Genomic DNA, 22,454 nt, shown 5'->3' with positions numbered 1-22,454 from the left:
CGATCGAAGCAATGGCCTGCGGTACGCCGGTGGTTGCGTTCCGGCGTGGCGCCGTCCCGGAGATCATCGATGACGGTGTGTCCGGATGGATCGTGGATACGGTGGAGGAAGCTGTGGGCGCGCTCCGGCGCATAGACAGCCTCGATCGCGCACGAGTGCGGCAGACGTTCGAGAAGCGGTTCACGGTCGAGCGCATGTGCAGCGATTATGTGGCACTCTACCGAGCACTCACGAGCAGCACAGCACGCGCAGTTGCCCCCACAAACGAGCTCTCCAGAAATATCGCAATGGTGGCTGTGCCGGGCTGAGAACCGACTAATCCACATGCCGACCACTTAGGGTGACGTCAGGGCGCGTGCGGGGCCTTGTCGCCGGGCGTGGCGACTGCGCCAGAACCCTTGATCAGCAGCAAGCCTTCCCGGGGCTAATGCTTTCGCGAGCGGCGGCGCACTGCCGCCCGGTCCGGATTGACGCGCGATACTTTCGCTGCAAAGGTACTTTAACGACTTGTTTACCATGCGTCAGTCAGGGGTGGGGGAATTTGGAACGGTTTCTGGGCGTGAACCGCCTTAATTGGGATGATCGGGCCGAACTGCACTCGACCGACACAACGGGCAGCTACCACATCGAAAATGTGCTGGCCGGCGGATCCAATCTCTATGAGCTGGAAATGCGCGAGCTCGGCGATATCGCCGGCAAGGATATCGTCCACCTGCAGTGTCACATCGGTCTTGACACGATCAGCCTGAAGAATCTTGGCGCGGGCAGCGTGACCGGGCTCGACTTTTCACCGACGGCGATCGTGGCGGCGCGGGATTTTGCTGCGAAGGCAGGCACCGACGTGCGCTTCGTGGAGGCGCCACTGTTCGAGGCGGTGGAAGCGCTCGGCCGGACCTTTGACATCGCTTACGTTACCTGGGGTTCGGTAAACTGGCTGGACGACGTGTTCCGTTGGGCGCGGGTGGTTGCCGATCTCCTGCGACCCGGCGGCCGCCTCTATATGGCCGAGGGCCATCCATTGATGTTTCAGTGCGATCGAAAGGCCGCGGCCCTCGAATTGAAGCACGACTGGCGAACGCCGATAGCTCGGCCGCTCGCCTGGAACGAGGAACTGACCTACACCGGCGATGATCGCATCTTGAAGCATCCTCGATATTATGAGTGGATTCACCCGATCAGTGACGTGGTGAATGCGCTGATTTCAGCTGGTCTGACGCTCGATTTTCTCAATGAGCACGACACGGTTTCATGGCAGCACTTTTCATTTGCCGTACGGGCCGGCAAGGACATGTACGGCTTGCCCGAGAACTCTCCCAAGATACCGATGGCTTATTCCATTGGCGCGACGAAGCGCAGCGTCGGCAAGATACCATACCTTGTATCTCCCAAGTCGATTGAGGGGCACTAGTCCAGGTCCAACACGCTTGAGTACTCGGTTCGGAGCGCGTCGACGTGTGCAATTGCGCTCGCGCTCCTCGATCTTCCGAGCAAGCCTGATCTAGCTGGCCTCTCTGTGGTTCCGTTTCCACAGACGAACGCCTCGAGATGAGCAGGAAACGGCGGCCGGCCGCCGCTTCCTGCTCCCTTCCTCGCGAATGGTCGACAAACGCTGGATCGTCGGCACCAGCGCACCTCAATCGGTGGGGCCATGTCAGTGGAAGTCGGCGGCTGGCTCCAACCGCTCGGGCCTGCAACATCAGCAACGGTCGGAAAGTGCAAAAGCTCTAAGGAGCGTGAAGGTCAAATTAAACATTGAACGCTAATGTTCCTCATCGGGTCGACCCGGGAACCTGAAATGGCACTTGAGGAATCGCCTATTGGCTTTTTTCCGCGCTAGGTTCGGCGGCATCAAGGAGGTCGTCTTTTCGTCGGCAAATATTCCGGCGACGATCGCGCTTGTCGTCATTCTTATCAGCGCAGCGTTCGCGGAGCACCAGAACAAAGTCGTCTCGGACCAGGCCGTCCGTGCGGACGTGCTGACCAAGGTCAATCTCATCCGCGCCAAGCTCGAAGGCAATATCAACGGAAACCTTCAACTCGTGCGTGGATTGGTCGCTGCGGTCGTGACCGAACCCTATATGGGACAGCAACGCTTCGCCTCGCTGGCGAGCAATCTGTTTGGCGCCGACTCGCAATTGAACAATATTGCCGGCGCGCCCGATCTGGTCGTTTCCCTGATGTACCCGATGGAGGGTAATGAGCAGGCGATGGGCCTGGACTACCGCAAGAACGAGCGGCAGCGTGCGGCTGCGCTAAGGGCGCGAGATGAACGCAAGCTGGTGCTTGCCGGTCCCGTCGAGCTGAAGCAGGGAGGACAAGGCTTCATCGGCCGCTTTCCGGTTTTCGTGCCGAGCGCGGGCAACACGGAAAGGTTCTGGGGCATCATTTCCGCCGTTGTCGACGTGCAGCGCCTTTACAGAGCGAGCGGCATGCTTGACGGCGATCTCGGGATCGACGTCGCGCTGATCGGCAGGGACGCCCTTGGTCACCGTGGTGGTCAATTCTACGGCAATGAGGAGATCAGCAAAAGCGATCCGGTGACGGCTGACGTTTTGCTTCCTTCCGGCTCGTGGCAGCTGGCTGCCATTCCCAAGAATGGCTGGCCTTCGACGCCAAGTAACGCATGGTTGTTGCGCGCGATCATGGCGACGGCCGGGGCCTTGGTTGTGTTCCCCTTCCTGGTCACTGGTCGTCTGATAGGCGAAAGACAGCGCAATTATGCGGAATTGCGCCGATTGTCACGGCGCCTTGAACTCGCTCTGGAAGCTTCGGCTATCGGGGTTTGGGAACACGATCTCGCGACCAACGAGCTTACATGGGATGAACGCGTCAATGAAATATATGGCAAACCAGCGGGGGAGCACCGGGGCTACACAGACTGGGCGGGAGCGATCCATCCAGATGATCTGGCTGGCGCCAACGCAGATTTCGATAGGGCGGTGGCCAGCGGACGACCCTATTTGTCGGAGTACCGGATTGTGCGCCCGAATGGCGAAATCCGTCATGTCCGGTCCAAGGCGATCCTTTACCGTGCCACAAACGACACCCCAAAAATGATCGGCGCGGAATGGGATGTGACTGCCGACGTCCTGCTGAACAAGGATCTGGTTCGCGCAAAACAGCTGTCCGAGTCGAAAAATGCAGAACTCGAGTCAGCCAAGGCGCGCATAGAGCACATCGCGCTTCATGACTCGCTGACCGGCTTGCCCAACCGGCGTTACCTCGACCAGGTACTGGAAGACTACGCGGCAAACGCCAGGCGCTCAGGCGGGCATGCGGCACTGCTTCACATCGATCTGGATCGGTTCAAGCACATCAACGATACGCTGGGCCACGCCGCCGGTGACGCAATGTTGGTTCACGCGTCGACAGTCCTCAGATCGAAGGTCGGCGACGAGGGATTCGTCGCCCGCATCGGAGGAGACGAATTCATCGTTCTGTGCGTGGTACGCGACGATACCAAGCAACTGGCGCTGCTTGCCGGTCGAGTCATCAGCCAGATGCGCGAACCGGTCTACTATCAAGGCCATCGATGCCGTTTTGGCGTCAGCGTGGGTATAGCTGTCGACAACGGAAAAGATGTCGAAGCCAAACACCTGCTGGTGAACGCCGATATTGCGCTTTACCGAGCAAAGAGGCGTGGGCGCAATCGATACGAATTCTTCACCGACGCGATGCAAAGCGAAATCGTCGACACAAAGCGGATTGCCGACGAAATTCTCGGCGGCCTCGAGCGCAACGAGTTCATTCCGTTCTACCAGCCCCAATTTGACGCAAAGACGCTCGAAATCGTTGGGGTTGAGGCGCTTGCGAGGTGGCGACATCCAGTAAAGGGTATTTTGGCGCCCGACGTCTTCCTGAGGATTGCAGAAGAACTGAACGTCGTCTCGATCATCGATCAAGCCATATTGAAGCAATCGCTTTCGGATTTCGAAGAGTGGTCCGCGGCAAAACTTAACATTCCACGGGTGTCGGTCAATGTCTCGGCGAGGCGCCTTCAAGACGAAGAGCTCATCAAGAGCCTGCGAGAACAAAATATCAAGAAAGGAACAGTTTCGTTTGAGCTCGTTGAGTCGATTTTCCTGGACGAGAACGACGATCTTGTCACCTGGAACATCGAGCAGATAAAAGAACTGGGGATTGACATCGAAATAGACGATTTTGGTACCGGTTACGCTTCGATAGTCAGTTTGCTGAAGTTGCAGCCTCGCCGGCTGAAGATAGATCGGCAGCTGGTTACCCCAATCGTCAAATCGCCGCAGAGAAGGCAGGTTGTCTCGTCGATTATTGAAATCGGCAAGTCGTTGGGTATCGAGGTCGTGGCGGAAGGCGTCGAGACGATGCAGCACGCGCGGCTACTCGAGGGCCTGGGCTGCGACATATTGCAGGGTTATGCCTTTGGCCACGCGTTCGATTCCGCGGGACTTGAGACCTTTGTCCGATCGCGGCGCCTGCGCACGGCCAGCTGAGCCTCGGCGCCAGAGTTTGCCGACCCGATCCGCCTTGAGCGTCGCAGTACATCTGCGCAACAAAGCTGATAACAGCAAATCTCAGATCAGCAGCAGGCCCGTCATGCTGGAGTGGCCTTTCCTGCCGATGATGATGTGGTCGTGAACGGCAATGCCAAGCGGTTTGGCCGTCTCTATGATCAGCTTGGTCATCTCGATGTCGGCGCGCGACGGCGGCGGGTCGCCCGACGGATGGTTGTGGAGCAGTCTCCCCTCAGGACCCATCGCATTGAACTGACAGAATTGTCATGATTTGGAGAAATCGCTGGGGTTATGGGCCTGGGATCCGTAGTGCGTGAACCACGTGACCCTTCACGCTCCCTCACACCTTCATTCATCGAGAAATATCAGACGTCCAGCGAATGTTGCCGTGGTGCTTCTCCCCTCGGGACGTCGCCGAGTCGGCGTCCGGATATCGCGACGCAAGGTACATGGTCCGTCAAATTTCGGGCCAAGACTCTATGTTGGCGTGCATCGGGCACTGGTCCCCGGGACACGCCGCAAATTCGCAGAGGCGACAAAAATGGCTGACGCCGTATGCATCCGTCGCTAGTGGGCGCATTAGCTTTTCGAGAAGGGCGGTGAGTTGTTTTTCTTCAGCCGCGGTGAGGACCCCAAGATAGTCATTGACCGCCGCGCAACGTGCGACAAGAGCGGGCAATACGGCTTCGCGGCCGGCCGGAGTGACGTGGAGGTGCGTAGCACGCTTGTCTTCACCCTTGCGAGCTTCGACGAAACCCTGAGCCTCAAGCTTGTCGACCAGACGCACCGTCGCAGTGTGCGAGAGGTTTAGCGCCCGCGCGAGCTGCGCGTTGGTGATGCCCTCCCAAAAGCCCATGATGTTGAGCGCAGCTGAGGCAGAGTCGGTTTGGTTGGGGTGACTTTTGAGGGTCGCGTCCACGCGCTCAGCGATTTCGCCAGCGAAGGCGGCAAGCATATTGGCGGTTCTCAAACGTGTCATGGCGGCAGTCTTTATCATGAGGGGTTGACGGCGCTAGCAATTATATGACTTATTATGTGCGTGTAGCACGCACTTTTCAAGGGAAAAAGTCATGACAACTTTGCGGAAATGGACCCTGGAGGCAGGGCAGGTGGTAGCTCGATATAGCGTTGTCCTATTTTTCGTGTTGTTCGGAGTGGCGAAGTTCACTGCGGCCGAAGCGACTGCGATTCATCCGTTGCTTGTTCACAGCCCGTTCTTATTCTGGCTCCCCGGACTGCTTAATCAGCAACTGTCCTCGGACCTCATCGGCGTTGTGGAGATCGCCTTGGCTCTCATGATGGCCTCGCGTCCCTTTACCCCATGGGTCTCGGCAATTGGCAGTTACGGCATCGCTGCCTCGCTGGTGGTCACGCTGAGTTTCCTTGTCACCACGCCGCAACTCGACCCGGCGCTTGGCGCCTTCATCGTCAAGGACCTGACCCTTCTCGGGGTTGCGCTTTGGTCCGCTGGTGAGGCCTTGGAGGCCACAAAGCCGCGCGTGTCTTCGCTTTGAATGATAGCGGCGTAAGCAGCCAGGCAATCCGTCAGCGGACCTCAACAATCGGGAGATGGCAATGGGCACATCCGACACCACCGGCCTGCACTCGGGCCGAGCCACGCATCGCGAATGGATCGGCCTCGCCATCATAGCGCTGCCCTGCATACTCTACGCGATGGATCTGACCGTGCTGAACCTGGCCGTGCCATCGCTAAGCGCCGACCTCAAGCCCACGGCCGCGCAACTGCTCTGGATCGTGGACATCTACGGCTTCCTGGCGGCCGGGTCGCTCCTCATCATGGGAGCTCTTGGCGATCGCATCGGCCGGCGGAAGCTGCTGCTGATTGGATCTACGTCTTTCGGGCTCCTGTCGCTGGCCGCAGCCTTTGCGCGCAGTGCCGAGATGCTCATCCTGGCTCGGGCACTGCTCGGGATTGCTGGCGCAACGCTGGCGCCCTCGACGCTATCTCTCATCAGCAACATGTTCCGCTATGACCGTCAGCGGACCTTCGCTGTAAGCGTCTGGGTCGCGAGTTTCTCGTTTGGCGGCGCGATCGGCCCGGTCGTTGGTGGTCTGCTTCTATCACACTTCTGGTGGGGAGCCGTGTTTCTGGTGCCTCTCCCCATTACGGCGCTTCTGCTGATAGTCGGACCGGTATTGCTGCCCGAGCACAGGACCCCAAACGCCGGGCGACTTGATATCCTGAGTGCTGCCTTGTCTCTGGCAGCTGTGTTGCCGATCGTCTTCGGGATCAAGCTAGTTGCTGAGGGCGGCAGTGTCGTGTGGGCGGCATCCGCGGTCGCACTAGGCCTGTTGTTCGGAGTGGTGTTCGCGAGGCGGCAGATGAGCTTGCCCGATCCGCTGCTTGACTTGCGCCTGTTCAAGCGGCCGGCTGTGGTGGCGGCGCTCGGCATTAACGTCCTCGACTTCTTCGTTGGCTTCGGAATTCTCGTTCTTGTCGCCCAGTATCTCCAGTTGGTCTTGGGGCTAACCCCCCTGGAAGCGGGCCTCTGGAGCATCCCGGCCGGGCTCGGCTTCATCGTGGGATCATTGTTGACTTCGGCTGTGCTCAGGTTGATGCGGCCAGCTTATGTCCTCGGCTTCGGCCTGACGCTTGCTGCTGGCGGTCTCGCCCTGATGGCACACGCCGGGGAAATACACAGCTTGGTTCTGATTGTTCTGGGAAACGTGCTGTTCTCGATCGGCTCGGCTCCCGGAATTGCGATCGTCGCGGACCTCGTCGTAAGCGCGGCACCCAAGGAGCGATCCGGCGCTGCCTCGGCCCTTTCCGAGACGGCCTCCGAGTTCGGTGGCGCGCTAGGCATCGCCTTGCTTGGCAGTCTTGCCACCCTCCTTTATCGCTCTGCACTCGGCGTCACCATGCCCGCGGGTATTCCCGCCAACACAATAGAGACCGCGCTACGCGGTATTGGGGCAGCGAGCAGCCTTGCGCCAAGTCTCGGCGACGGCAGCGCGTTATTGTTGGCAGCGCAAAGCGCGTACACGAGCGCGGCGGACATCACGTTCTTGACTGCCGCGGGGATTGTGCTGCTGACGGCAATTGTCGCGGTGACAATGCTTCGGGGGCTGAAGACGCAGGGATAACGCCTCGCCTGGCCAAGTGCAGTATCGTCGCTTGTCTTCATCGTGCGCGCGCGATCGCGGTGATGCAGGCATTCTCGATCAAATCAGCAGCAGGCCCTTCATGCTGGAGTGGCCTTTCCTGCCGATGATGATGTGGTCGTGAACGGCAATGCCCAGCGGTTTGGCCGTCTCGATGATCAGCTTGGTCATCTCGATGTCGGCGCGCGATGGCGTCGGGTCTCCCGACGGATGGTTATGCGCCAGAATGATCGCCGTGGCAGAGAGCTCCAAGGCGCGCCTGACCACCTCGCGCGGATAGACCGGGGTGTGGTCGACGGTGCCGACCTGCTGGACTTCGTCGGCGATCAGCGCGTTTTTCTTGTCGAGGAACAGGATGCGGAACTGCTCGCGCTCCTCGAACGCCATCACCGACCGGCAGTATTCGAGAACCTGCGTCCAGGTCGACAACAGCTCGCGGCCGGCGATCTCGCCGCGCGCCATGCGCTGCGCCGTTGCCGCAACCACCTTGAGGTCGAGCGCCACCGCCGGGCCGATGCCCTTCACCTCCTGCAGGCGCTCGATGGGCGCGCCGAGGACCTCGGCCAATGTACCGAAGCGTGCCAGCAATGCCTTGGCGACCGGCTTGGTATCGGCGCGCGGGATTAGCCGAAACAATAAAAGCTCGAGCAGTTCATAGTCGGGGAGGGTGTTGGGACCGGCGGCGAAGCGCTCGCGCAAGCGGTCGCGATGGCCGAGATAATGTGGCTTGTCGGCGGCCACCGCCTTCGCGGGCGATCGCACCGGCCTTTCGGGAAAGAAGGCCCGCTCGTCGTCGTCACCATTCATGGCTGCCCCACCCAGCATTTACCGGGCAAGGTAACGCCCGATCTGCCAGACACTAGGCCCGCAGGCCGGGGCGGTCGAGGTTTTTTGGCGATAGCGTGAAGATCTCGCAGCCGGTCTCGGTGACGCCGATCGTGTGTTCGTACTGCGCCGACAGCGAACGGTCGCGCGTCACCGCGGTCCAGCCGTCCGACAGCACTTTCACATGCGGCCGGCCGAGATTGATCATCGGCTCGACGGTGAAGATCATGCCCGGCCGCATCTCGACGCCTTCGCTGGCGCTGCCGTAATGCAGGATATTCGGCGCGTCGTGAAACAGCCGGCCGACGCCATGGCCGCAGAAATCGCGCACCACCGAGCAACGCTCGGCTTCGGCGTAGGTCTGGATGGCGGCGCCGATGGCGCCGGTGCGCGCGCCCGGCTTGATTGCCGCGATGCCGCGCATCAGGCACTCATACGTGACTTCGAGCAGCCGCTCCGCGGCACGCTTGATCGTGCCCACCGGATACATACGCGAGGAGTCGCCATGCCAGCCGTCGAGGATATAGGTGACGTCGATATTGACGATGTCGCCATCCTTCAACGGCTTGTTGTCGGGTATGCCGTGACAGACGACGTGATTGATCGAGGTGCAGGATGATTTCGTGTAGCCGCGGTAGTTGAGCGTCGCCGGAAGCGCGCCGTGGTCCATGCCGAACTCGAAGACGAAGCGATCGATTGCTTCAGTAGTGACGCCGGGCGCCACCATCGGCACCAGTTCGTCGAGGCAGCGCGCGGTGAGATCGCAAGCCTTGCGCATGCCGACAAAACCTTCCTCGTCGTAAAGACGGATCTGGCCGGTGTTTCTGAGCGGTGCCGTGGCGGCGTCGAGATAGGTGACCATTTTTATCCGTCTTGCAGGGATGCGAGGCCTGGATGAGCCCCGCGAGAGAAATTCCCCCAGATTTGGCACTGGAAAGCGCAAGGTTCAAGGACGAACTGCCGCCGACAGCCGAAGACCGGCGATATTCACGCGTGAGGTATTCTCCTTGCCTGTTGCGGCCCACGCTTCGCCGGGTTCATTGGCTACCGTAGTGACGACACATTTTTAGGCAAGAAGCGGCCCAAGCGTTAAGCCGCCACCGCATTTTTTTTGCGACCAACGGCGTTGCTGCGGGGCGTCGGTTCGGGAGAGATCGAATGGACAGACTGCAATTCGAGGTGCCGGTGCGGATCGCGCCTGTGCCCGGCCAGCCGGTCGAGGAAATCTACAGTGTCGAGCAGGCGCTCGATTTCCTGCAAACGTGGCCGGTTCGCCGGAAGGGACCAACCTACCAGGCCGCGTTCAATGCCTGTTTTGGCGCCACGGTGGACATCGTCGAGACCGAAGACGCATGGCGGGCCTTCATGGCCTTTTGCCGGGTGAGCGGCCTGCTGGCCAGGGACATGATGGTTCCGCGCAAGCGCGGCGGCGAGGCGAGGGGACTGCGGGCGTAGAAAGCCTTCGACGTAATCCTCAGTCGTCTTCGCCCCTCCTTTGCCGACATCCCCATCGGAGTGGCGGGTCAAGCAAAGCTTGCGCAGCATCACGCTGGCGATAGACATATGCCAAGTTGAAATGCTGGTACGCCCAAGGGGAATCGAACCCCTGTTACCGCCGTGAAAGTCGTCGCTTTTGCCCTTTCCCGAATGCTCGTGAACGTGTATAACATATTGAAAGATATATGTTTATTCCACGGATATTCACGCCCGTTCATAAGCGTTCACGTCACGCTTATTAGGGAAAACTTGGGGGACGTTCTGAAATGGCTCGCACCGTCAGAGATGCTCGACTTGACACCAGGGCGGCACGAATTGCGCTGCCGATGCAAGACAAACCTCATTGGCGGATGATCGAGGAGGGCTTTCACGTCGGCTACCGGAAGGGCCCACGCGGCGGCAAATGGCAGGCTAGGATTTTTGTCGACGGCAAGTATGTCGAGAAAGCTATCGGGATTGCAGACGACACGGCGGATGCAGACGGCGCCATCATCCTTTCTTGGTCCCATGCGCAGGCAGAGGGCCGCGCGTGGCGAGAGAAGGCGCTGCGGGAGGCAAGGGGGCATGGCCGGGCAAAGGCCACCTACACGGTCTCAGACGCGCTCAGCGACTATCTGGCGGACTGCGAACAGCGCGGCAAGAAGGACATGCGAGGCGTCAAGCAAACCATCAAGGCGCGGATCGAACCCGCGCTTGGTTCGATCGAGGTAGATAGGCTCACCACAAAAAAAATCAAAGAGTGGCAGACCGATCTTTGGCAAACGGCTGCAAAGAACCGAGGCGGCAAAGAGATCGAGGGGGAGGGCGATCCGAGGGCCCGGAAGGTCACGGCTAACCGGATCCTAACGACCTTGAAAGCTGCTTTGAATCTCGCGTTCTCCGAAGAGCTTGTCGACAGTGATCTGGCCTGGCGGAAGGTCAAGCCATTCAAGAACGTCGAAATTGCGAGAATTCGCTACCTGTCCATTGATGAGCAGCGACGACTGGTAAACGCTTCCGAGCCAGAATTTAGGGCGCTAGTTCGTGGCGCATTGTTTACCGGCTGCAGGGTCTCCGAGCTTGCCCGGCTTCGGGTCAGCGACATCAATCTGGACGCGAACACCGTGCATGTCCTGATTTCCAAATCCGGCAAACCCCGCCATGTCGTATTGGGTGACGAGGGTGTTGAGTTCTTTAAGACGGCAATCGCGGGCAAACTCGGAGACGCCATCGTCTTTCCGTTTCGCGGTCGTGAATGGCAGAAGTCGGAGCATTTCCGGCCGATGGTCGACGCGTCGGATGCGGCTAAAATCACGCCGCGGCCTCGCTTCCACGATTTGAGACATACCCACGCCAGCGCGTTGGCCATGGCTGGAGTGCCTATGGGGGTTATCGCCACGCAGCTTGGCCACTCGGATACCAGAGTGACTGAACGCCATTATGCGCACTTGGCGCCATCGTATGTTGCCGACACTATCAGGGCCCATTTCCCGAAATTGGGCATCAGCGAAAAGAGCAACGTGACGGCAATGGCGGCGGCGCGGTGACACTGCCGTTCATTTCAACCTTGCGAGATTCATTGCCTCGCCATATATCTGTTCTCAAGCGCTTTGCGCTAAAAGGGTTCGCAACCTAGCGAACGGGCACCCAACCCAGAGAATCAATAGCGCCGTGGCAGCACGGCCTTTCTGGGAGATCACCGTGACGCGAAAACCAGCTTACACAATCGAAGAGCTTTTGCAGATTCACCCTGGTGGGCGAACGCGCCTGTACGACGCCATCAAAGCCGGACAACTTGTTGCTCGAAAGATCGGCCGTCAAACCATCGTCCTTGACGACGAGTACACGGCCTATCTGCAGGCGCTGCCGAAAATTGAACCGAAGCGTGAGCCGGTGCCATGACCGGCGCCGACGAACTATCCCGCCTCAGGGAACAGGCGATGAATGCGCGCTTGCGTCTGGAAAACCTCCTCAGTCAGCGTGAGGCCGGACAGCAGGGCGGCGGGCTGGTGCCTAAGCCAAGCGAGATCGACAAGGCTCGCGACCGCTTAGAAGCCGCCGAACGGCTTGTCGACGCCCATGTGCGCATTGGGGTGCGAGCATGACCACGAAAGACATTGTCGCGGCCATTACCCTGGCCCGCTGGTTGCTTGACGCGAAGGATCGGAGAGCGACTTTCTCCGCAATGCACCCCGCGGTGCGGGATCAAACGTCGTGCGATATCGACGATGGCGATTTGTACGAACTGGCGATGGCATTCGCTGGATTCGGCGCGATCGTACGTGGTGACTTCAAAGCCGTTCCCGTCTTCGGTGAAGGCACGTCGGCATGAGCGCCGCTGCGCCTGACATCGAGGCCTCGCCGGAGGGTGCGGCAGTTGAGACAGTTGACATTGCGTATGGTGATCGCTGGGCTTGGATTAAGGGCGTCATGTCACAGCCGAGTGACGCCCTGTCTGACGCTACGAAGAATGTCCTTTTCTGGATATTCGAACAGATGGATAAGAAAACCGGCATCACTGTGCGCAAGTATGCGACCTTGGCGACTTACGCAAACAAGAAGGAAAGCGGTATCAGGGGATGTATCTCAAAGGCCGTGAAGGCCGGTTGGCTTAAGTCCGAAGGAAAGGGCGGAATCATCTATGACGAAGCCGGTAAGGCGAGTGGAATCGCTAATCGCTTTTCCATGTCCGTACCTGCTACGGCCATAGCACGTATGAACGATGATACCTGCGATGAGACTGCCACCTACCTGCGATGGAACGGCGAACTACCTGCTATGAAACTGGCAGATACCTGCTACGGCCATAGCGGCAATACCCCTCTACCTTCCCCTTCTCTCTCCCCAAGAATCTCCCCTTCGCACGCAGCGGATGAGGCTAGACAAGATTCTCTCGATCGAGAGAAAGAGTTATCTTCAACGTCATCTCTCAAACATGAGATGGCCATGAAGACGGATAGCAAGGAAGCGCCACGGTCGAGCACTTCACCGACGGATAACGCGCGCGTGTTGCCGGTCGCTACGATAGAAATGCGTTCGGCCTGGGGCGATAGATGGCCTTCTGATGAGGCAATGGCTCTTAAGGCACCAACGATCGGTAACGCGCTGGCGAATGTCGCTGAGCAATGTTGGTTCGCCATGGGATACAATTTGACCGATTCCCGTGCCCGGAAAGATGAGACGGGACAGCCGCCATATGATTTCATCCGAGATCAGTTACGGCCAGAATGGGTTGAAGAGATCGCGCGCCAGATGGTGGCAGGTGGATTGAAAGTGACCACATTGGCGAATTTGATGGCCTATCTTGGATTCGAACCAAAGCAGGTAGGCGAAGTTTCGGAACGCGGGGAGCAAGTCGGATGAAGCGTAATCCGAACCAGTTAGACCTGTTCGATTGGCAGAAGAAGCCGGTTGTCATCCAACTGCCAATCGCTTGCTGGGGCCGCACCGCTTGGATTGGGTTAGCCGATGCATTTGTAAAGTTGCTGCTTAACCGGCCTGAAGAAGAAGCGAAATGGTGGCGCGGACTTGATCATCAAGCGGCACAGGATTTAAAAAAACACGGCGCGACCGATTCTGAGATTGCCACCGAAATTAGGAAGGCAAGGCACTACGTCACCATCAATCTATTGAAGGCTAATCACCTTCGCCGCCTCGGTTGACCTCGTAACGCGCCCGCGCGGTTGAACGCTAAAAATTGTCTTCACCCGCCGAAAGCGTGCGGCGTCATTGGGCTTTCCGTAGACACAAAATCTAGTGGCAGAAAATCTTTTACATCCAGGGCTTGCGTCGGTGACGAGTGCGAGTCATAAGCGACGAGAACGATATATCTGACGAATACGCCGAATCACCCGTCGTCCTGCCATCAGCAGCGGCGGGTTTTCTTTGTCCTGAACAGGCCAATCAATGAAGGACCGGTACTCTGCTTACGATGCAAGGCGCCGCGCTTCACAGCCGTGGCGGGCTTGGTATCGGACAAAGGAGTGGTTTGTCATTCGAGCTCGCCAGTTGAAGCGGGAGCCGTACTGCGCATTTTGTGCTCGGGCTGGCGTAAGGACGCCCGCTATCGTCGCCGACCACGTTGAGCGTCACCGCGGCGATCGGTTCCGATTCTTCAACGGGCGGCTTCAAAGCTTGTGCAAGGGTTGCCACGACAGCGCCAAACAGCGAGAGGAACACGCCGGCTACTCGAGCGACGTCGGCGCCGACGGGCTTCCGCTGGATCCGCGACATCCGTTCAATCGAAGTGCGTGACTGGGTCAAAACTCAATCAGCGCTACGCGCCAGATCCGGACGTTCAAGCTGCTTCTCGTCAAAGGGCATCAGTGTGCAGCTTGCTTCCACTCGCGATGGGTCAGCACAGCTTAATATCTCGATCGCCGGCGGAACGGTCGATTCCTCCATTTCCGGGGCGGAGGGTGTGCATATGCCCAAAGCCGGGCGTTTAGTCCGGTAGCCGCTCGCTCGCGCCTCAAATCGGCAGCAACCATTTCCATTATTTTTTGACTGGGAATGATCTGCGCCCGCTTCCGAGCCGCATCCAAGAACATACCCCGCGAAACTGCCGCGACTACGGCGTACCCCTCTGCACGCCCCGGCAACAAGCACCAGAGCAGGTCTCGATTTTTCTCCGACGTTTCGTTTGCTGTTCCGAAACCCTCGAAATCAAAGAAGACCGGCGCGGCGCAGTCGAGCCACGTAGAAGGGAAGCCTTCCTTTGGCCAAAACACAACGAAAAGGCTCTTCATGTGAGTGGGTCTAAAAGAGCTTCGAGCTTGAAGAAACCGGTATCGGTCCCTACTCAACCGCGTTCCGTCGACGACCCAAACCATGTTCCGATGGAACGCCTCGCGTGCAGCCATCTCTGGCGTAGGCAGGTGTGAGTGCTGGAACTCGATAACCAAGCCATTCTCGGTCCTGACATCCGCAATGTGCTTCTCCCCGGCATTGCCACGCCGGATCACTTCCTGCCACTCCGAGGGAAATTGATCCTTCCAAGCGCGATGCCACGGGGTTTCCGGCTCCCACCATGGATCGCAGTTCCTTTTACCGCGATGTGCCCAATGCCACACCCTATGTATTCCGCACTTTGCGATCATCGGCTGCGAGCAACCCGGGCAGCAACCGATCAATCCAGGCGAGGTCTCACACCGCACGCTATTCACCAATGCAAACCGCATGACCTTCTCCAATTGAGGTTAGGACCGCACGCCATCGCAGCAGCAGCCAGATTCTTTGTTTGGGAAGCTATGTCGGCAGCGCGGCCAGCCTAAGCTGGTGCTGTTTCTTCTTATCTTCGACGTGAGGGAGCGAGCCGTCGTCGGTTATCATGCGGCTGACCAAGGTGCCCGGCGCCGCTTTTTCTCAAAGCACAGGAAATAATAGCTGACCCACTAGTTCAGTCAAGTTTGTGATTCATCGCCAGACCGGCAGCTTCGCGGTTCCGAACTCGGTCGTTCGGCGTGATTGGGTTTTGACCCCCTAGACGATCCTGAAGGCGTTCTTGAAGTCCTCGTGCATGCCGACGTGCTTAGGCATTGGATAGAGGCCCTTTTCGCGCAACGCGTCGACGGTCTTGTGATGGCGCGCCGCCCGCGCGTCGTCGTACAGGATCTCCTCGTCTGGACAGTCGTCAATCCAGCCAACGAAGGCCTTCGCAGCTTCCCGCCCATGTGCGGCCGCAAGGCCGATGGCGACGTGGGCGGCTATCTGGTTAATCTGATCGCGATCCATCTTTCCGCCACTCGCAACGCATTGGTCGGACGACAGCCGGCGCAGCCGGACGAATGCCTTCCGGATGCCGATTGCCGCCTCTGTCTCCGGAAAGTCCATTCCGTCGACTCGGCACTGGCGGCGGAACTTGCTCGCTGCGTCTTCGGCGGTTTCCGGGATAAGGCCGATCACCACTATAACGGCGATCACTGCAACGACGATCATCGGGCCGTATTCAAGCATCGGAGTTGGTCCCCTGGTGCAGTTCTCGGGGGCAGCCTAGGTCCGAACAGCAGTCGCGTCAACCATAACCTATTGAAAACAAAAGGGAAGTTGGCGACTTCAGGCGTCGACGCTTCCCTGTCTGAGGGGCGGGGCGGGTCAAAAGTCGCCAGCTTTTTTGCCGCTTAGACCGGCGTGCCTCTTCAACACAGAGTTAGTTTTCGGTTTTCGTTAGTTTTCACCATTGGGGCGCCACTCCTTAGAGGCCCCTGCGATCGAGCCGTTAGCGGAAGTCAACCTCCCCGGCGCTCCATGCCCGTGCGGGCTTTGGAGGGGTCAAGGTCGACGCGATCGAGGGCGGGCGGTCACGACATGATCGCCCGCCATATAATTTCAGTGAGGTTTCGGCATGCGCTTGCGCGGACCGGGCGCGGCTCGCCAGCGCCTTGCAAAAGAGCAGGCTGCAGAAACCAAGCGGCGCCTGCCTTGGAAAAAGAAGGGCCTCTCTCGCGCGGAGCGGATGATCGCTTTCCTTCAGTGGCTCCCCGTCACCAAGGGCATCCGCCGCGGCAAGAAAATGCGGCTGTTGCCATCACAGCGGGAATTCATCGAAAACGTCTTTGCGACCAACAAGGGCGGAAAACGCAAGGTCTCACTCGCCATTCTCAGCCAGCCGAAAGGCAACGGTAAAACTGGCTTGATTGCCGGGATCTGCCTGGCGGCGCTTCTGGGTCCGGAGTCCGAAGAGCGTGGTGCCGTGTTTTCGGCGTCCATCGATCGCGGCAAGGCGGGACTGATTTTCGATGAAATGAAGGCGACAATCCTTCGCGTCCCGGAATTTGCCGCCCGGGTGAACATAGTCGACTTCCACAAAAAGATTCACGTACTCGAGGGGGACGGGCTCGATTCCGTTTACGAGGCTCTATCTGCGGACGCTCGCCGCTCACAGGGTCTCTCTCCGACGTTGTGGGCCTACGACGAGCTCGGGGAAGCGCCAGACGGCGCGCTCCTCAGCGTGTTGATGGAATCGGAAGGCAAGCGAGACGAAACGCTCGGCATCGTCCTTTCGACCCAAAACGATAGTGACGACCATCCACTCTCCAGGTTGATTGACGACGCACTGACCGGCACTGATCCTTCCACCTACCTCCAGCTTCACTCCGCGCCGGAAGACGCGGACCCATTCAGTGACGAGACGATTAAGGCCTGCAATCCTGCCTACGGCCATTTCCTCGACCTTGCGGCGCTTCAGAAATCCCGCGACCGCGCCCGGCGCATGCCGGCGTTCGAGAGTTCATATCGGCGCCTGCGGCTAAACCAGCGCGCCGACGCCAATCCGGAAAGCCGGATCGTGACGCTTCCCGTCTGGAAGCAGAATGCCGGCCTGGTCGATCGGGCCGCATTGAAAGGCCGTGCCTGCTTCGGCGGCCTGGATCTGAGTGGCAAGAATGACCTCACAGCCCTAGTCCTGTGCTTCCCGTCGGACGATCCGGATCCGACATTCGACGTATTGCCATTTTTCTGGACGCCTCAGGGTCAACTTGAAGCTCGTCGGCCCGCCGAACAGGAGAGGTTCCGGCGGTGGATCGGCGAAGGCCATATGGCCGCAATACCAGGCCCGACTATTCGCTACAGCTTCGTTGCTGCCGAACTGGCGAAACTCGCCAAGGAATTCGACATCAAATCGATCGGCTTCGACACGTATCGCGTTGACGATCTCAAGGGTGACCTGGCTGACATTGCCTGTGAGATACCGCTCGAACCGTTCCGGCAGGGCTTCGTCAGCATGGGCCCGGCCGTAGAGCGTTTCGCAGAACTCGCCCTGTCCGGGAAGCTTCGACACGCGGGACACCCCGTTTTGACTGCTGCAGTAGCCGGCGCAATCACAGTCAGCGACGCCGCGGGCAACCTGAAGATCAACAAAGAAAAATCAAACGGCCGGGGCACGGTTCGCGTGGACGGCGCCGTTGCGCTCGCCATGGCGTTGCAGGTCGCCAATCGCTTCGAGCCTCCACCGGTGAAGCCTTCGCTGAAGGGCTTCCTAAGAAACCCCGTCATGGTGATCTAATGAATTTCAAATCTTGGATTGGCCGGCGCTTCGGCCTCCCCGACACGGCGCCCTGGTCGTATTTCTATGGGGGCGCCAGCGCTGCCGGGAAGGCCGTCACCGACAATACAGCGATGCAACTGGCAACTGTGTGGTCTTGCGTCCGCCTCAACTCTGAGGCCGCCTCTTGCCTGCCGTTGCAGGTCTTCGAAAAGGACGGTCGCGGCGGCCGCAATCCTATCGATCACCCGTTGGCAGAAATCATCGGCGATAGTCCGAACTCCGATCAGACCGCATTCGAGTTCTGGGGCGCCATGGTCGCCTGGCTGATGGTGCGGGGTAATAGCTTTGCGGAGATCGTCAAACTTGGTGACCGTATCACGGCGTTGAATCTGCTTCCGGCCGACCAGGTGAATGTTTCTCGAGAGGCGGGCGAGCTCCGCTACAAATTCACCGATCGCGGCAAACAGGTCGATCTTCCGGCTGAATCAGTCCTCCACATTCGCGGATTCGGTTTCGGCGGGGACTGCGGCCTCTCACCGATCAGATTCGGCGTTCAGACATTCGGCAGCGCGATCGCCTCCGACGAAGCGGCGGGGAAAATCTTCGGATCCGGATTAATGCCCTCGGGCATCCTCACCACTGCAGCCGAAATCTCAGAGGAACAACGTCCTCAGCTTGAATCGATCATGGCGAAGTACGCCGGCTCCACCAATGCCGGCAAGCTCATGATCTTGGAAGCGGGGTTGAAGTTCGAACAACTCTCCTTAGCACCTGAAGACATGCAGATGTTGGAGACCCGCCGCTTCAACGTCGAAGAAATCTGCAGATGGTTCGGCGTGCCGCCGGTTGTGATCGGCCATGCTGCGCAGGGCGTGACCGCTTGGGGAACCGGTATCGAGCAATTGCTTTTGCAGTGGCTGACAACTGGACTGAACCCGGTGCTCACGCGGATAGAAAAGCGTATCGCCAAGCAACTGATTGGCCCTGGCGAGCGCCGGCGCATTTATCCGGAGTTCAACCGCGAAGCCCTGTTGCAGGCCGACAGCGTGGCTAAGGCGTCGTTCCTGTCGACCATGGTCCAGAACGCTCTCATGAGCCGCAACGAGGCCCGGGCGAAGCTCAATCTGCCTCACGCCGGCAGTGTCGCCGATGCCCTGACCGCGCAAACCAATCTGGCGCCACTGGACAGGCTTGGAGGCGACAACACCGCCGCGGCGAAGGCCGCTTTTCGGTCCTGGCTTGGCATCGAGGAAAACAAGAATGTCGATTAAAATTCGCGACTTCGACCTGTCCATCAAAGCCGTCAAAGATGACGGCTTTTTTTCTGGCTACGGTTCGGTGTTCGGCGTCGTGGACACCTACAATGAGGTCGTCGCGCCTGGTGCATTCGCTGCCACGTTGACGGACCGGAAGGCACGCAATCGACCGGTCCCGATCCTTTGGCAACACCGAACCGACTCCCCGCTCGGGACGTACTCCAAGGTCGAGGAAGACGACAAAGGTCTCTATGTCGAGGGCCGGCTGCTGACCGCCGATGTCGCAAAAGCCCGGGAAGCCCACGCGCTCATGAAGGCGGGCGCCGTCACCGGACTGTCGATCGGGTTTTGGCTAAGGGAATCTTCTTACGACGAAAAGACCGGCGTTCACACGCTGACTCGAGTCGACCTCGAGGAGGTGTCTATCGTCACCATGCCGGCGAATGACGATGCAAGAATTGACGCGATCAAGATGAAGCTCGCTCACGGCGGGCTCCCCACACTTCCCGAGTTCGAGAGACTTCTGCGAGAGGCAGGATTCTCACGTTCCCAGTCCGCGGTGATCGCCAACCGCGGACTGAAGCATTTGCTGAGCGAGTCAGCAGACCCGGCGAATGCAATGGCCGCCAGTGACCTTGTGAAGGCGCTGCAGGGCTTCTCTCTTCCCCCAATCTGAGGACAAGAAAATGACAAAACATTACCCGGCCGGCGAGTTTCGCCGGAAGGCGGTCGGCGATCGCCTTGAGGATCAGAACGAGTTCAAGAGCGTGATGGACGCGCTCAAGGCGCGCGACACTGAAATCCAGACCTTTGCCACCAAGGCGAGCGAGGAAATAAAGACGCACGGCAAGGTTCTGGACGAAACAAAGGCGGCGCTCACCAAGCTTTCGACTGATGGCGCCAGCCTTCAGGATCGTCTCCTCCAAGTCGAACAGAAGCTGTCTCGTCGCAGCTTCGGCGACACTCCTGCAAAGTCGATCGGCGAACAACTGACCGAGACCGACGATTTCAAGACGCTACAGAGCAAGGGACGCGGCACCGCGCGCCTGAACCTCAAGGCAGCGGCGATCACCTCTGCGACGACCGACGCCGCTGGCTCCGCCGGCGATCTCATCCGGCCGGATCGTGCGCCTGGCATCATCACGCCGGCCGTGCGCGAACTGACGATCCGTGACCTTCTCCTGCCCGGCCGCACGTCTTCCAATGCGATCGAATTCATGCAGGAAACCGGCTTCACCAACAACGCGGCGCCCGTTGCGGAAGGCGCTGCAAAGCCGCAGTCGGATCTGAAGTTCGAACTCGTCACGACCAACGTTCGCACCATCGCGCATTGGTTCGCAGCCTCGAAGCAGGTTTTGGCCGACGTCCCGATGTTGATGAGTTACATCGACGGCCGGGCGACCTTCGGCCTGAAGTACGTGGAGGAGAACCAGCTTCTTGCCGGCGACGGCACGGGGCAGAACCTTCACGGCATCATTCCGCAGGCGACGGCGTTCTCTCAGTCGACGCTCAGCAATGGGGTTACTGACACGCGGATTGACACGATCCGCCGCGCCAGTCTTCAGGTTCGAAACGCGGAATATCGTCCGACTTTCGTAGTGCTCAACCCGAACGACTGGGCGGCGATCGAACTGACGAAGGACGACGATCACCGCTATATCTGGATCCAGGTGCAGACGGGCGGCACCATGCAACTGTGGCGTCTTGCCGTTGTCGAAACGACTGCCATTACCTCGGGTGAATTCCTGGTCGGCGCCACCATGGGCGCGCAGGTTTTCGATCGCGAAGACGCCGCGGTGGAGGTCTCCACCGACCACGACGATTTCTTCGTCCGAAACCTCGTCGCTATCCGTGCCGAAGAGCGGCTCGCCCTTGCGGTGAACCGGCCGGAGTCGTTCGTGCACGGCTATTTCGACTTGGGCGCTTCTCCGTCACTCAACGCCTAATCAGGCGCACCCATTGACCTAGAGGGCGGCTTCAGAGCCGCCCTTTCCTCTTTGCGAGAGTCGACATGAACCTTGTGCTCGAAACCCCGCCGGAATCCCTTGCCGACCTGATTTTGCGGCAGGTATGCGATCACCTTCGCGTCGAATTTGGCGGTTCCCTACCGACCGACAAGGCCTACATTCTGTCGTGCATCCGCGCGGCAGTCTCGCGCCTGGACGGGAACAAGGGGCGGCTTGGGCGCTGCCTGCTTACGCAAGAGTGGACGCTCTACCTCGATTGCTTTCCAACATGCATCGAGCTCCCCCTTCCGCCACTGCAGGAGGTTATTCACCTCAAATATCTCGATACCGACGGGGATCTGCAAACGTTGGATCCGTCGGCATATCGCGTCTCTGGCGCCGGTTCCTGGCGGCCTGAAATCGCCCCGGCCTATGGCGAGACCTGGCCTGATAGCCGCTTTGTTGCTGACGCTGTGCAGGTTCGCTTTCGCGCCGGCTATGGCGATAGCGAAGAGAACGTTCCGCCGCCAATTCTCCAAGCGATCAACGTCATGGCTGCTCACTTCTACGAACAACGCCAGCCAATAGCGTTCAGCACGCCGCACGAAATCCCGCTCCTGGCCTGCGGTCTGATCGCGCCATTTCGCATCTATCGGTGAGCCCCATGCGCATCGGCACCATGAACCGGCGCCTTCTCATCCTTCGGCGCGTTGAGACCGGAACCGATTTGCTGAACTCGCCTGTGTTTGAGTGGCAAACGTGGCGCACCGTTTGGGCTGAGAAAATCCAGAAAAAAGAAGACGAGCGTTTCGCGCCTGATCAGCATCAGCGCTACGCCGTGCGCCTGGTCATCTTCCGCATCCGCTATCTCGCCGACATCTCCGAAGTGGACCGCGTCGAGTGCGAGGGAGTGACTTACGACATCAAGGGACTGCGCGAGCTTGGCTTCCGAGAGGGAACCGAGATCACAGCGGAATTCAAGTCTTAAGCCATCATGGAGAAGACGGCGGCGCAACGCCCGATCTTTGGAGGCGATAAGCGAAAACACATCGTCAGCCAAATGATGGACGTCCTGGCCGACTGGCGTCTAAGTCCGTTCGAGAACGAGGGGGCATGTCGTGCAGGACTCCGTTCTGCATTGTGCCTTGAGGGCCATTCATGGCAGCGCGCGGATGATGAAGCCGCCGCGATCATTGAAACATGTCTGCGAGGTCACCAGCGCCCCACCTGGCAGCAGGGTCAACCTGAAGGCGCCGACCGAGAAAACTGCCGTAAGCGCTGTTGTGGGACCACCTTTCGGGAGTGGTCGCGATCTGTGAGGTTGCCGATTCTGTATTGGGATCGGAGATCGGCT

Annotated in this window: 23 protein-coding genes and 1 pseudogene; 18 read left to right on the top strand and 6 right to left on the bottom strand. The window is 59.2% G+C overall.

Annotated features, from left to right (window positions below; translation table 11 throughout):
- From NKG60_RS31265 to NKG60_RS31255, 3 genes are all read left to right on the top strand, one after another.
- Positions 1-308 (top strand): glycosyltransferase (locus NKG60_RS31265; RefSeq protein ID WP_352667984.1); only part of this gene is annotated, 308 nt, incomplete at its 5' end.
- A 233-nt stretch (positions 309-541) separates the two neighbouring features.
- Positions 542-1,408, top strand: coding sequence for a class I SAM-dependent methyltransferase (locus NKG60_RS31260; RefSeq protein WP_352865139.1), 867 nt, complete (start codon positions 542-544; stop codon positions 1,406-1,408).
- 481 nt (positions 1,409-1,889) lie between these two features.
- Positions 1,890-4,469, top strand: coding sequence for a bifunctional diguanylate cyclase/phosphodiesterase (locus tag NKG60_RS31255; protein WP_352667989.1), 2,580 nt, complete (start codon positions 1,890-1,892; stop codon positions 4,467-4,469).
- A gap of 81 nt (positions 4,470-4,550) precedes the next feature.
- On the opposite strand, the pseudogene NKG60_RS31250 reads toward NKG60_RS31255, so the two are convergent.
- Positions 4,551-4,715 (bottom strand): annotated as a pseudogene (locus tag NKG60_RS31250) (JAB domain-containing protein); the annotation flags it as partial.
- A 232-nt stretch (positions 4,716-4,947) separates the two neighbouring features.
- On the bottom strand, positions 4,948-5,469 hold the full coding sequence (locus NKG60_RS31245; RefSeq protein ID WP_352976596.1) for a MarR family winged helix-turn-helix transcriptional regulator: 522 nt from the start codon (positions 5,467-5,469) through the stop codon (positions 4,948-4,950).
- 91 nt (positions 5,470-5,560) lie between these two features.
- Between NKG60_RS31245 and NKG60_RS31240 the strand changes: the two genes are divergently transcribed.
- Together NKG60_RS31240 and NKG60_RS31235 are read left to right on the top strand one after the other, a co-directional pair.
- Positions 5,561-6,004, top strand: a complete 444-nt coding sequence (locus NKG60_RS31240) for a DUF417 family protein (protein ID WP_352865135.1) — start codon at positions 5,561-5,563, stop codon at positions 6,002-6,004.
- Positions 6,005-6,065: 61 nt separating this feature from the next.
- Positions 6,066-7,595 (top strand): MFS transporter, encoded by a 1,530-nt coding sequence (locus NKG60_RS31235; RefSeq protein ID WP_352865133.1) that lies wholly within the window; start codon positions 6,066-6,068, stop codon positions 7,593-7,595.
- A 78-nt stretch (positions 7,596-7,673) separates the two neighbouring features.
- Here NKG60_RS31235 and radC read toward each other — a convergent pair whose 3' ends face one another.
- Complete coding sequence (gene radC / locus NKG60_RS31230; protein ID WP_352865131.1) at positions 7,674-8,420, bottom strand: RadC family protein; 747 nt, start codon at positions 8,418-8,420, stop codon at positions 7,674-7,676.
- A gap of 52 nt (positions 8,421-8,472) precedes the next feature.
- The gene (gene map / locus NKG60_RS31225; protein WP_352865130.1) at positions 8,473-9,300 is read right to left on the bottom strand and encodes a type I methionyl aminopeptidase; all 828 of its coding nucleotides are present in this window, start codon (positions 9,298-9,300) and stop codon (positions 8,473-8,475) included.
- 296 nt (positions 9,301-9,596) lie between these two features.
- Between map and NKG60_RS31220 the strand changes: the two genes are divergently transcribed.
- The 7 genes from NKG60_RS31220 (at position 9,597) to NKG60_RS31190 (ending at position 13,576) form a co-directional block, all read left to right on the top strand.
- Positions 9,597-9,893, top strand: a complete 297-nt coding sequence (locus NKG60_RS31220) for a DUF982 domain-containing protein (protein WP_023678889.1) — start codon at positions 9,597-9,599, stop codon at positions 9,891-9,893.
- 308 nt (positions 9,894-10,201) lie between these two features.
- A complete protein-coding gene (locus NKG60_RS31215) occupies positions 10,202-11,461 on the top strand; it encodes a tyrosine-type recombinase/integrase (RefSeq protein ID WP_352976592.1) in 1,260 nt (419 codons plus the stop codon).
- A 154-nt stretch (positions 11,462-11,615) separates the two neighbouring features.
- Positions 11,616-11,816: a DNA-binding protein gene (locus NKG60_RS31210; protein ID WP_352976590.1), complete on the top strand. Its 201-nt coding sequence runs from the start codon at positions 11,616-11,618 to the stop codon at positions 11,814-11,816.
- The gene (locus NKG60_RS31205) at positions 11,813-12,019 is read left to right on the top strand and encodes a hypothetical protein (RefSeq protein WP_352976588.1); all 207 of its coding nucleotides are present in this window, start codon (positions 11,813-11,815) and stop codon (positions 12,017-12,019) included. The genes NKG60_RS31210 and NKG60_RS31205 overlap by 4 nt, the downstream gene beginning before the upstream one ends.
- Positions 12,016-12,246 carry a hypothetical protein gene (locus tag NKG60_RS31200; protein WP_352976586.1) on the top strand — a complete coding sequence of 77 codons (231 nt, stop codon included), beginning with the start codon at positions 12,016-12,018 and terminating at the stop codon, positions 12,244-12,246. Before NKG60_RS31205 ends, NKG60_RS31200 begins: the two co-directional genes overlap by 4 nt.
- Positions 12,243-13,277: a hypothetical protein gene (locus tag NKG60_RS31195; protein WP_352976584.1), complete on the top strand. Its 1,035-nt coding sequence runs from the start codon at positions 12,243-12,245 to the stop codon at positions 13,275-13,277. The genes NKG60_RS31200 and NKG60_RS31195 overlap by 4 nt, the downstream gene beginning before the upstream one ends.
- Complete coding sequence (locus NKG60_RS31190; RefSeq protein ID WP_352976582.1) at positions 13,274-13,576, top strand: hypothetical protein; 303 nt, start codon at positions 13,274-13,276, stop codon at positions 13,574-13,576. The genes NKG60_RS31195 and NKG60_RS31190 overlap by 4 nt, the downstream gene beginning before the upstream one ends.
- A gap of 702 nt (positions 13,577-14,278) precedes the next feature.
- On the opposite strand, the gene NKG60_RS31185 is transcribed toward NKG60_RS31190, so the two are convergent.
- Both NKG60_RS31185 and NKG60_RS31180 read right to left on the bottom strand, forming a co-directional pair.
- Positions 14,279-15,094 carry a competence protein CoiA gene (locus NKG60_RS31185; RefSeq protein WP_352976580.1) on the bottom strand — a complete coding sequence of 272 codons (816 nt, stop codon included), beginning with the start codon at positions 15,092-15,094 and terminating at the stop codon, positions 14,279-14,281.
- Between the two features lie 301 nt (positions 15,095-15,395).
- Complete coding sequence (locus NKG60_RS31180) at positions 15,396-15,869, bottom strand: hypothetical protein (RefSeq protein ID WP_352976578.1); 474 nt, start codon at positions 15,867-15,869, stop codon at positions 15,396-15,398.
- A gap of 388 nt (positions 15,870-16,257) precedes the next feature.
- Here NKG60_RS31180 and NKG60_RS31175 point away from each other — a divergent pair, with 388 nt between their 5' ends.
- From NKG60_RS31175 to NKG60_RS31150, 6 genes are all read left to right on the top strand, one after another.
- Positions 16,258-17,916, top strand: a complete 1,659-nt coding sequence (locus NKG60_RS31175) for a terminase large subunit (protein ID WP_352976576.1) — start codon at positions 16,258-16,260, stop codon at positions 17,914-17,916.
- A complete protein-coding gene (locus NKG60_RS31170; RefSeq protein WP_352976575.1) occupies positions 17,916-19,169 on the top strand; it encodes a phage portal protein in 1,254 nt (417 codons plus the stop codon). The genes NKG60_RS31175 and NKG60_RS31170 overlap by 1 nt, the downstream gene beginning before the upstream one ends.
- Positions 19,159-19,830, top strand: coding sequence for an HK97 family phage prohead protease (locus NKG60_RS31165; RefSeq protein ID WP_352976573.1), 672 nt, complete (start codon positions 19,159-19,161; stop codon positions 19,828-19,830). Before NKG60_RS31170 ends, NKG60_RS31165 begins: the two co-directional genes overlap by 11 nt.
- Positions 19,831-19,840: 10 nt before the next feature.
- Positions 19,841-21,100: a phage major capsid protein gene (locus NKG60_RS31160; RefSeq protein ID WP_352976571.1), complete on the top strand. Its 1,260-nt coding sequence runs from the start codon at positions 19,841-19,843 to the stop codon at positions 21,098-21,100.
- 65 nt (positions 21,101-21,165) lie between these two features.
- A complete protein-coding gene (locus NKG60_RS31155; protein ID WP_352976569.1) occupies positions 21,166-21,759 on the top strand; it encodes a head-tail connector protein in 594 nt (197 codons plus the stop codon).
- 5 nt (positions 21,760-21,764) lie between these two features.
- Complete coding sequence (locus NKG60_RS31150) at positions 21,765-22,088, top strand: phage head closure protein (RefSeq protein ID WP_352976567.1); 324 nt, start codon at positions 21,765-21,767, stop codon at positions 22,086-22,088.
- The last annotated feature ends 366 nt before the right edge of the window (positions 22,089-22,454 follow it).

This window comes from Mesorhizobium sp. M1428 (genome assembly GCF_040317515.1).
Taxonomy (GTDB): domain Bacteria; phylum Pseudomonadota; class Alphaproteobacteria; order Rhizobiales; family Rhizobiaceae; genus Mesorhizobium.
This window is presented reverse-complemented; position numbering and strand designations above follow the sequence as displayed.

Coding starts and splice junctions, on each gene's coding strand:
- NKG60_RS31245 (WP_352976596.1), bottom strand. CDS start 5,469: ATGACACGTTTGAGAACCGCCAATATGCTTGCCGCCTTCGCTGGCGAA.
- NKG60_RS31240 (WP_352865135.1), top strand. CDS start 5,561: ATGACAACTTTGCGGAAATGGACCCTGGAGGCAGGGCAGGTGGTAGCT.
- NKG60_RS31235 (WP_352865133.1), top strand. CDS start 6,066: ATGGGCACATCCGACACCACCGGCCTGCACTCGGGCCGAGCCACGCAT.
- radC (WP_352865131.1), bottom strand. CDS start 8,420: ATGAATGGTGACGACGACGAGCGGGCCTTCTTTCCCGAAAGGCCGGTG.
- map (WP_352865130.1), bottom strand. CDS start 9,300: ATGGTCACCTATCTCGACGCCGCCACGGCACCGCTCAGAAACACCGGC.
- NKG60_RS31220 (WP_023678889.1), top strand. CDS start 9,597: ATGGACAGACTGCAATTCGAGGTGCCGGTGCGGATCGCGCCTGTGCCC.
- NKG60_RS31215 (WP_352976592.1), top strand. CDS start 10,202: ATGGCTCGCACCGTCAGAGATGCTCGACTTGACACCAGGGCGGCACGA.
- NKG60_RS31205 (WP_352976588.1), top strand. CDS start 11,813: ATGACCGGCGCCGACGAACTATCCCGCCTCAGGGAACAGGCGATGAAT.
- NKG60_RS31200 (WP_352976586.1), top strand. CDS start 12,016: ATGACCACGAAAGACATTGTCGCGGCCATTACCCTGGCCCGCTGGTTG.
- NKG60_RS31195 (WP_352976584.1), top strand. CDS start 12,243: ATGAGCGCCGCTGCGCCTGACATCGAGGCCTCGCCGGAGGGTGCGGCA.
- NKG60_RS31190 (WP_352976582.1), top strand. CDS start 13,274: ATGAAGCGTAATCCGAACCAGTTAGACCTGTTCGATTGGCAGAAGAAG.
- NKG60_RS31185 (WP_352976580.1), bottom strand. CDS start 15,094: ATGCGGTTTGCATTGGTGAATAGCGTGCGGTGTGAGACCTCGCCTGGA.
- NKG60_RS31180 (WP_352976578.1), bottom strand. CDS start 15,869: ATGCTTGAATACGGCCCGATGATCGTCGTTGCAGTGATCGCCGTTATA.
- NKG60_RS31175 (WP_352976576.1), top strand. CDS start 16,258: ATGCGCTTGCGCGGACCGGGCGCGGCTCGCCAGCGCCTTGCAAAAGAG.
- NKG60_RS31170 (WP_352976575.1), top strand. CDS start 17,916: ATGAATTTCAAATCTTGGATTGGCCGGCGCTTCGGCCTCCCCGACACG.
- NKG60_RS31165 (WP_352976573.1), top strand. CDS start 19,159: ATGTCGATTAAAATTCGCGACTTCGACCTGTCCATCAAAGCCGTCAAA.
- NKG60_RS31160 (WP_352976571.1), top strand. CDS start 19,841: ATGACAAAACATTACCCGGCCGGCGAGTTTCGCCGGAAGGCGGTCGGC.
- NKG60_RS31155 (WP_352976569.1), top strand. CDS start 21,166: ATGAACCTTGTGCTCGAAACCCCGCCGGAATCCCTTGCCGACCTGATT.
- NKG60_RS31150 (WP_352976567.1), top strand. CDS start 21,765: ATGCGCATCGGCACCATGAACCGGCGCCTTCTCATCCTTCGGCGCGTT.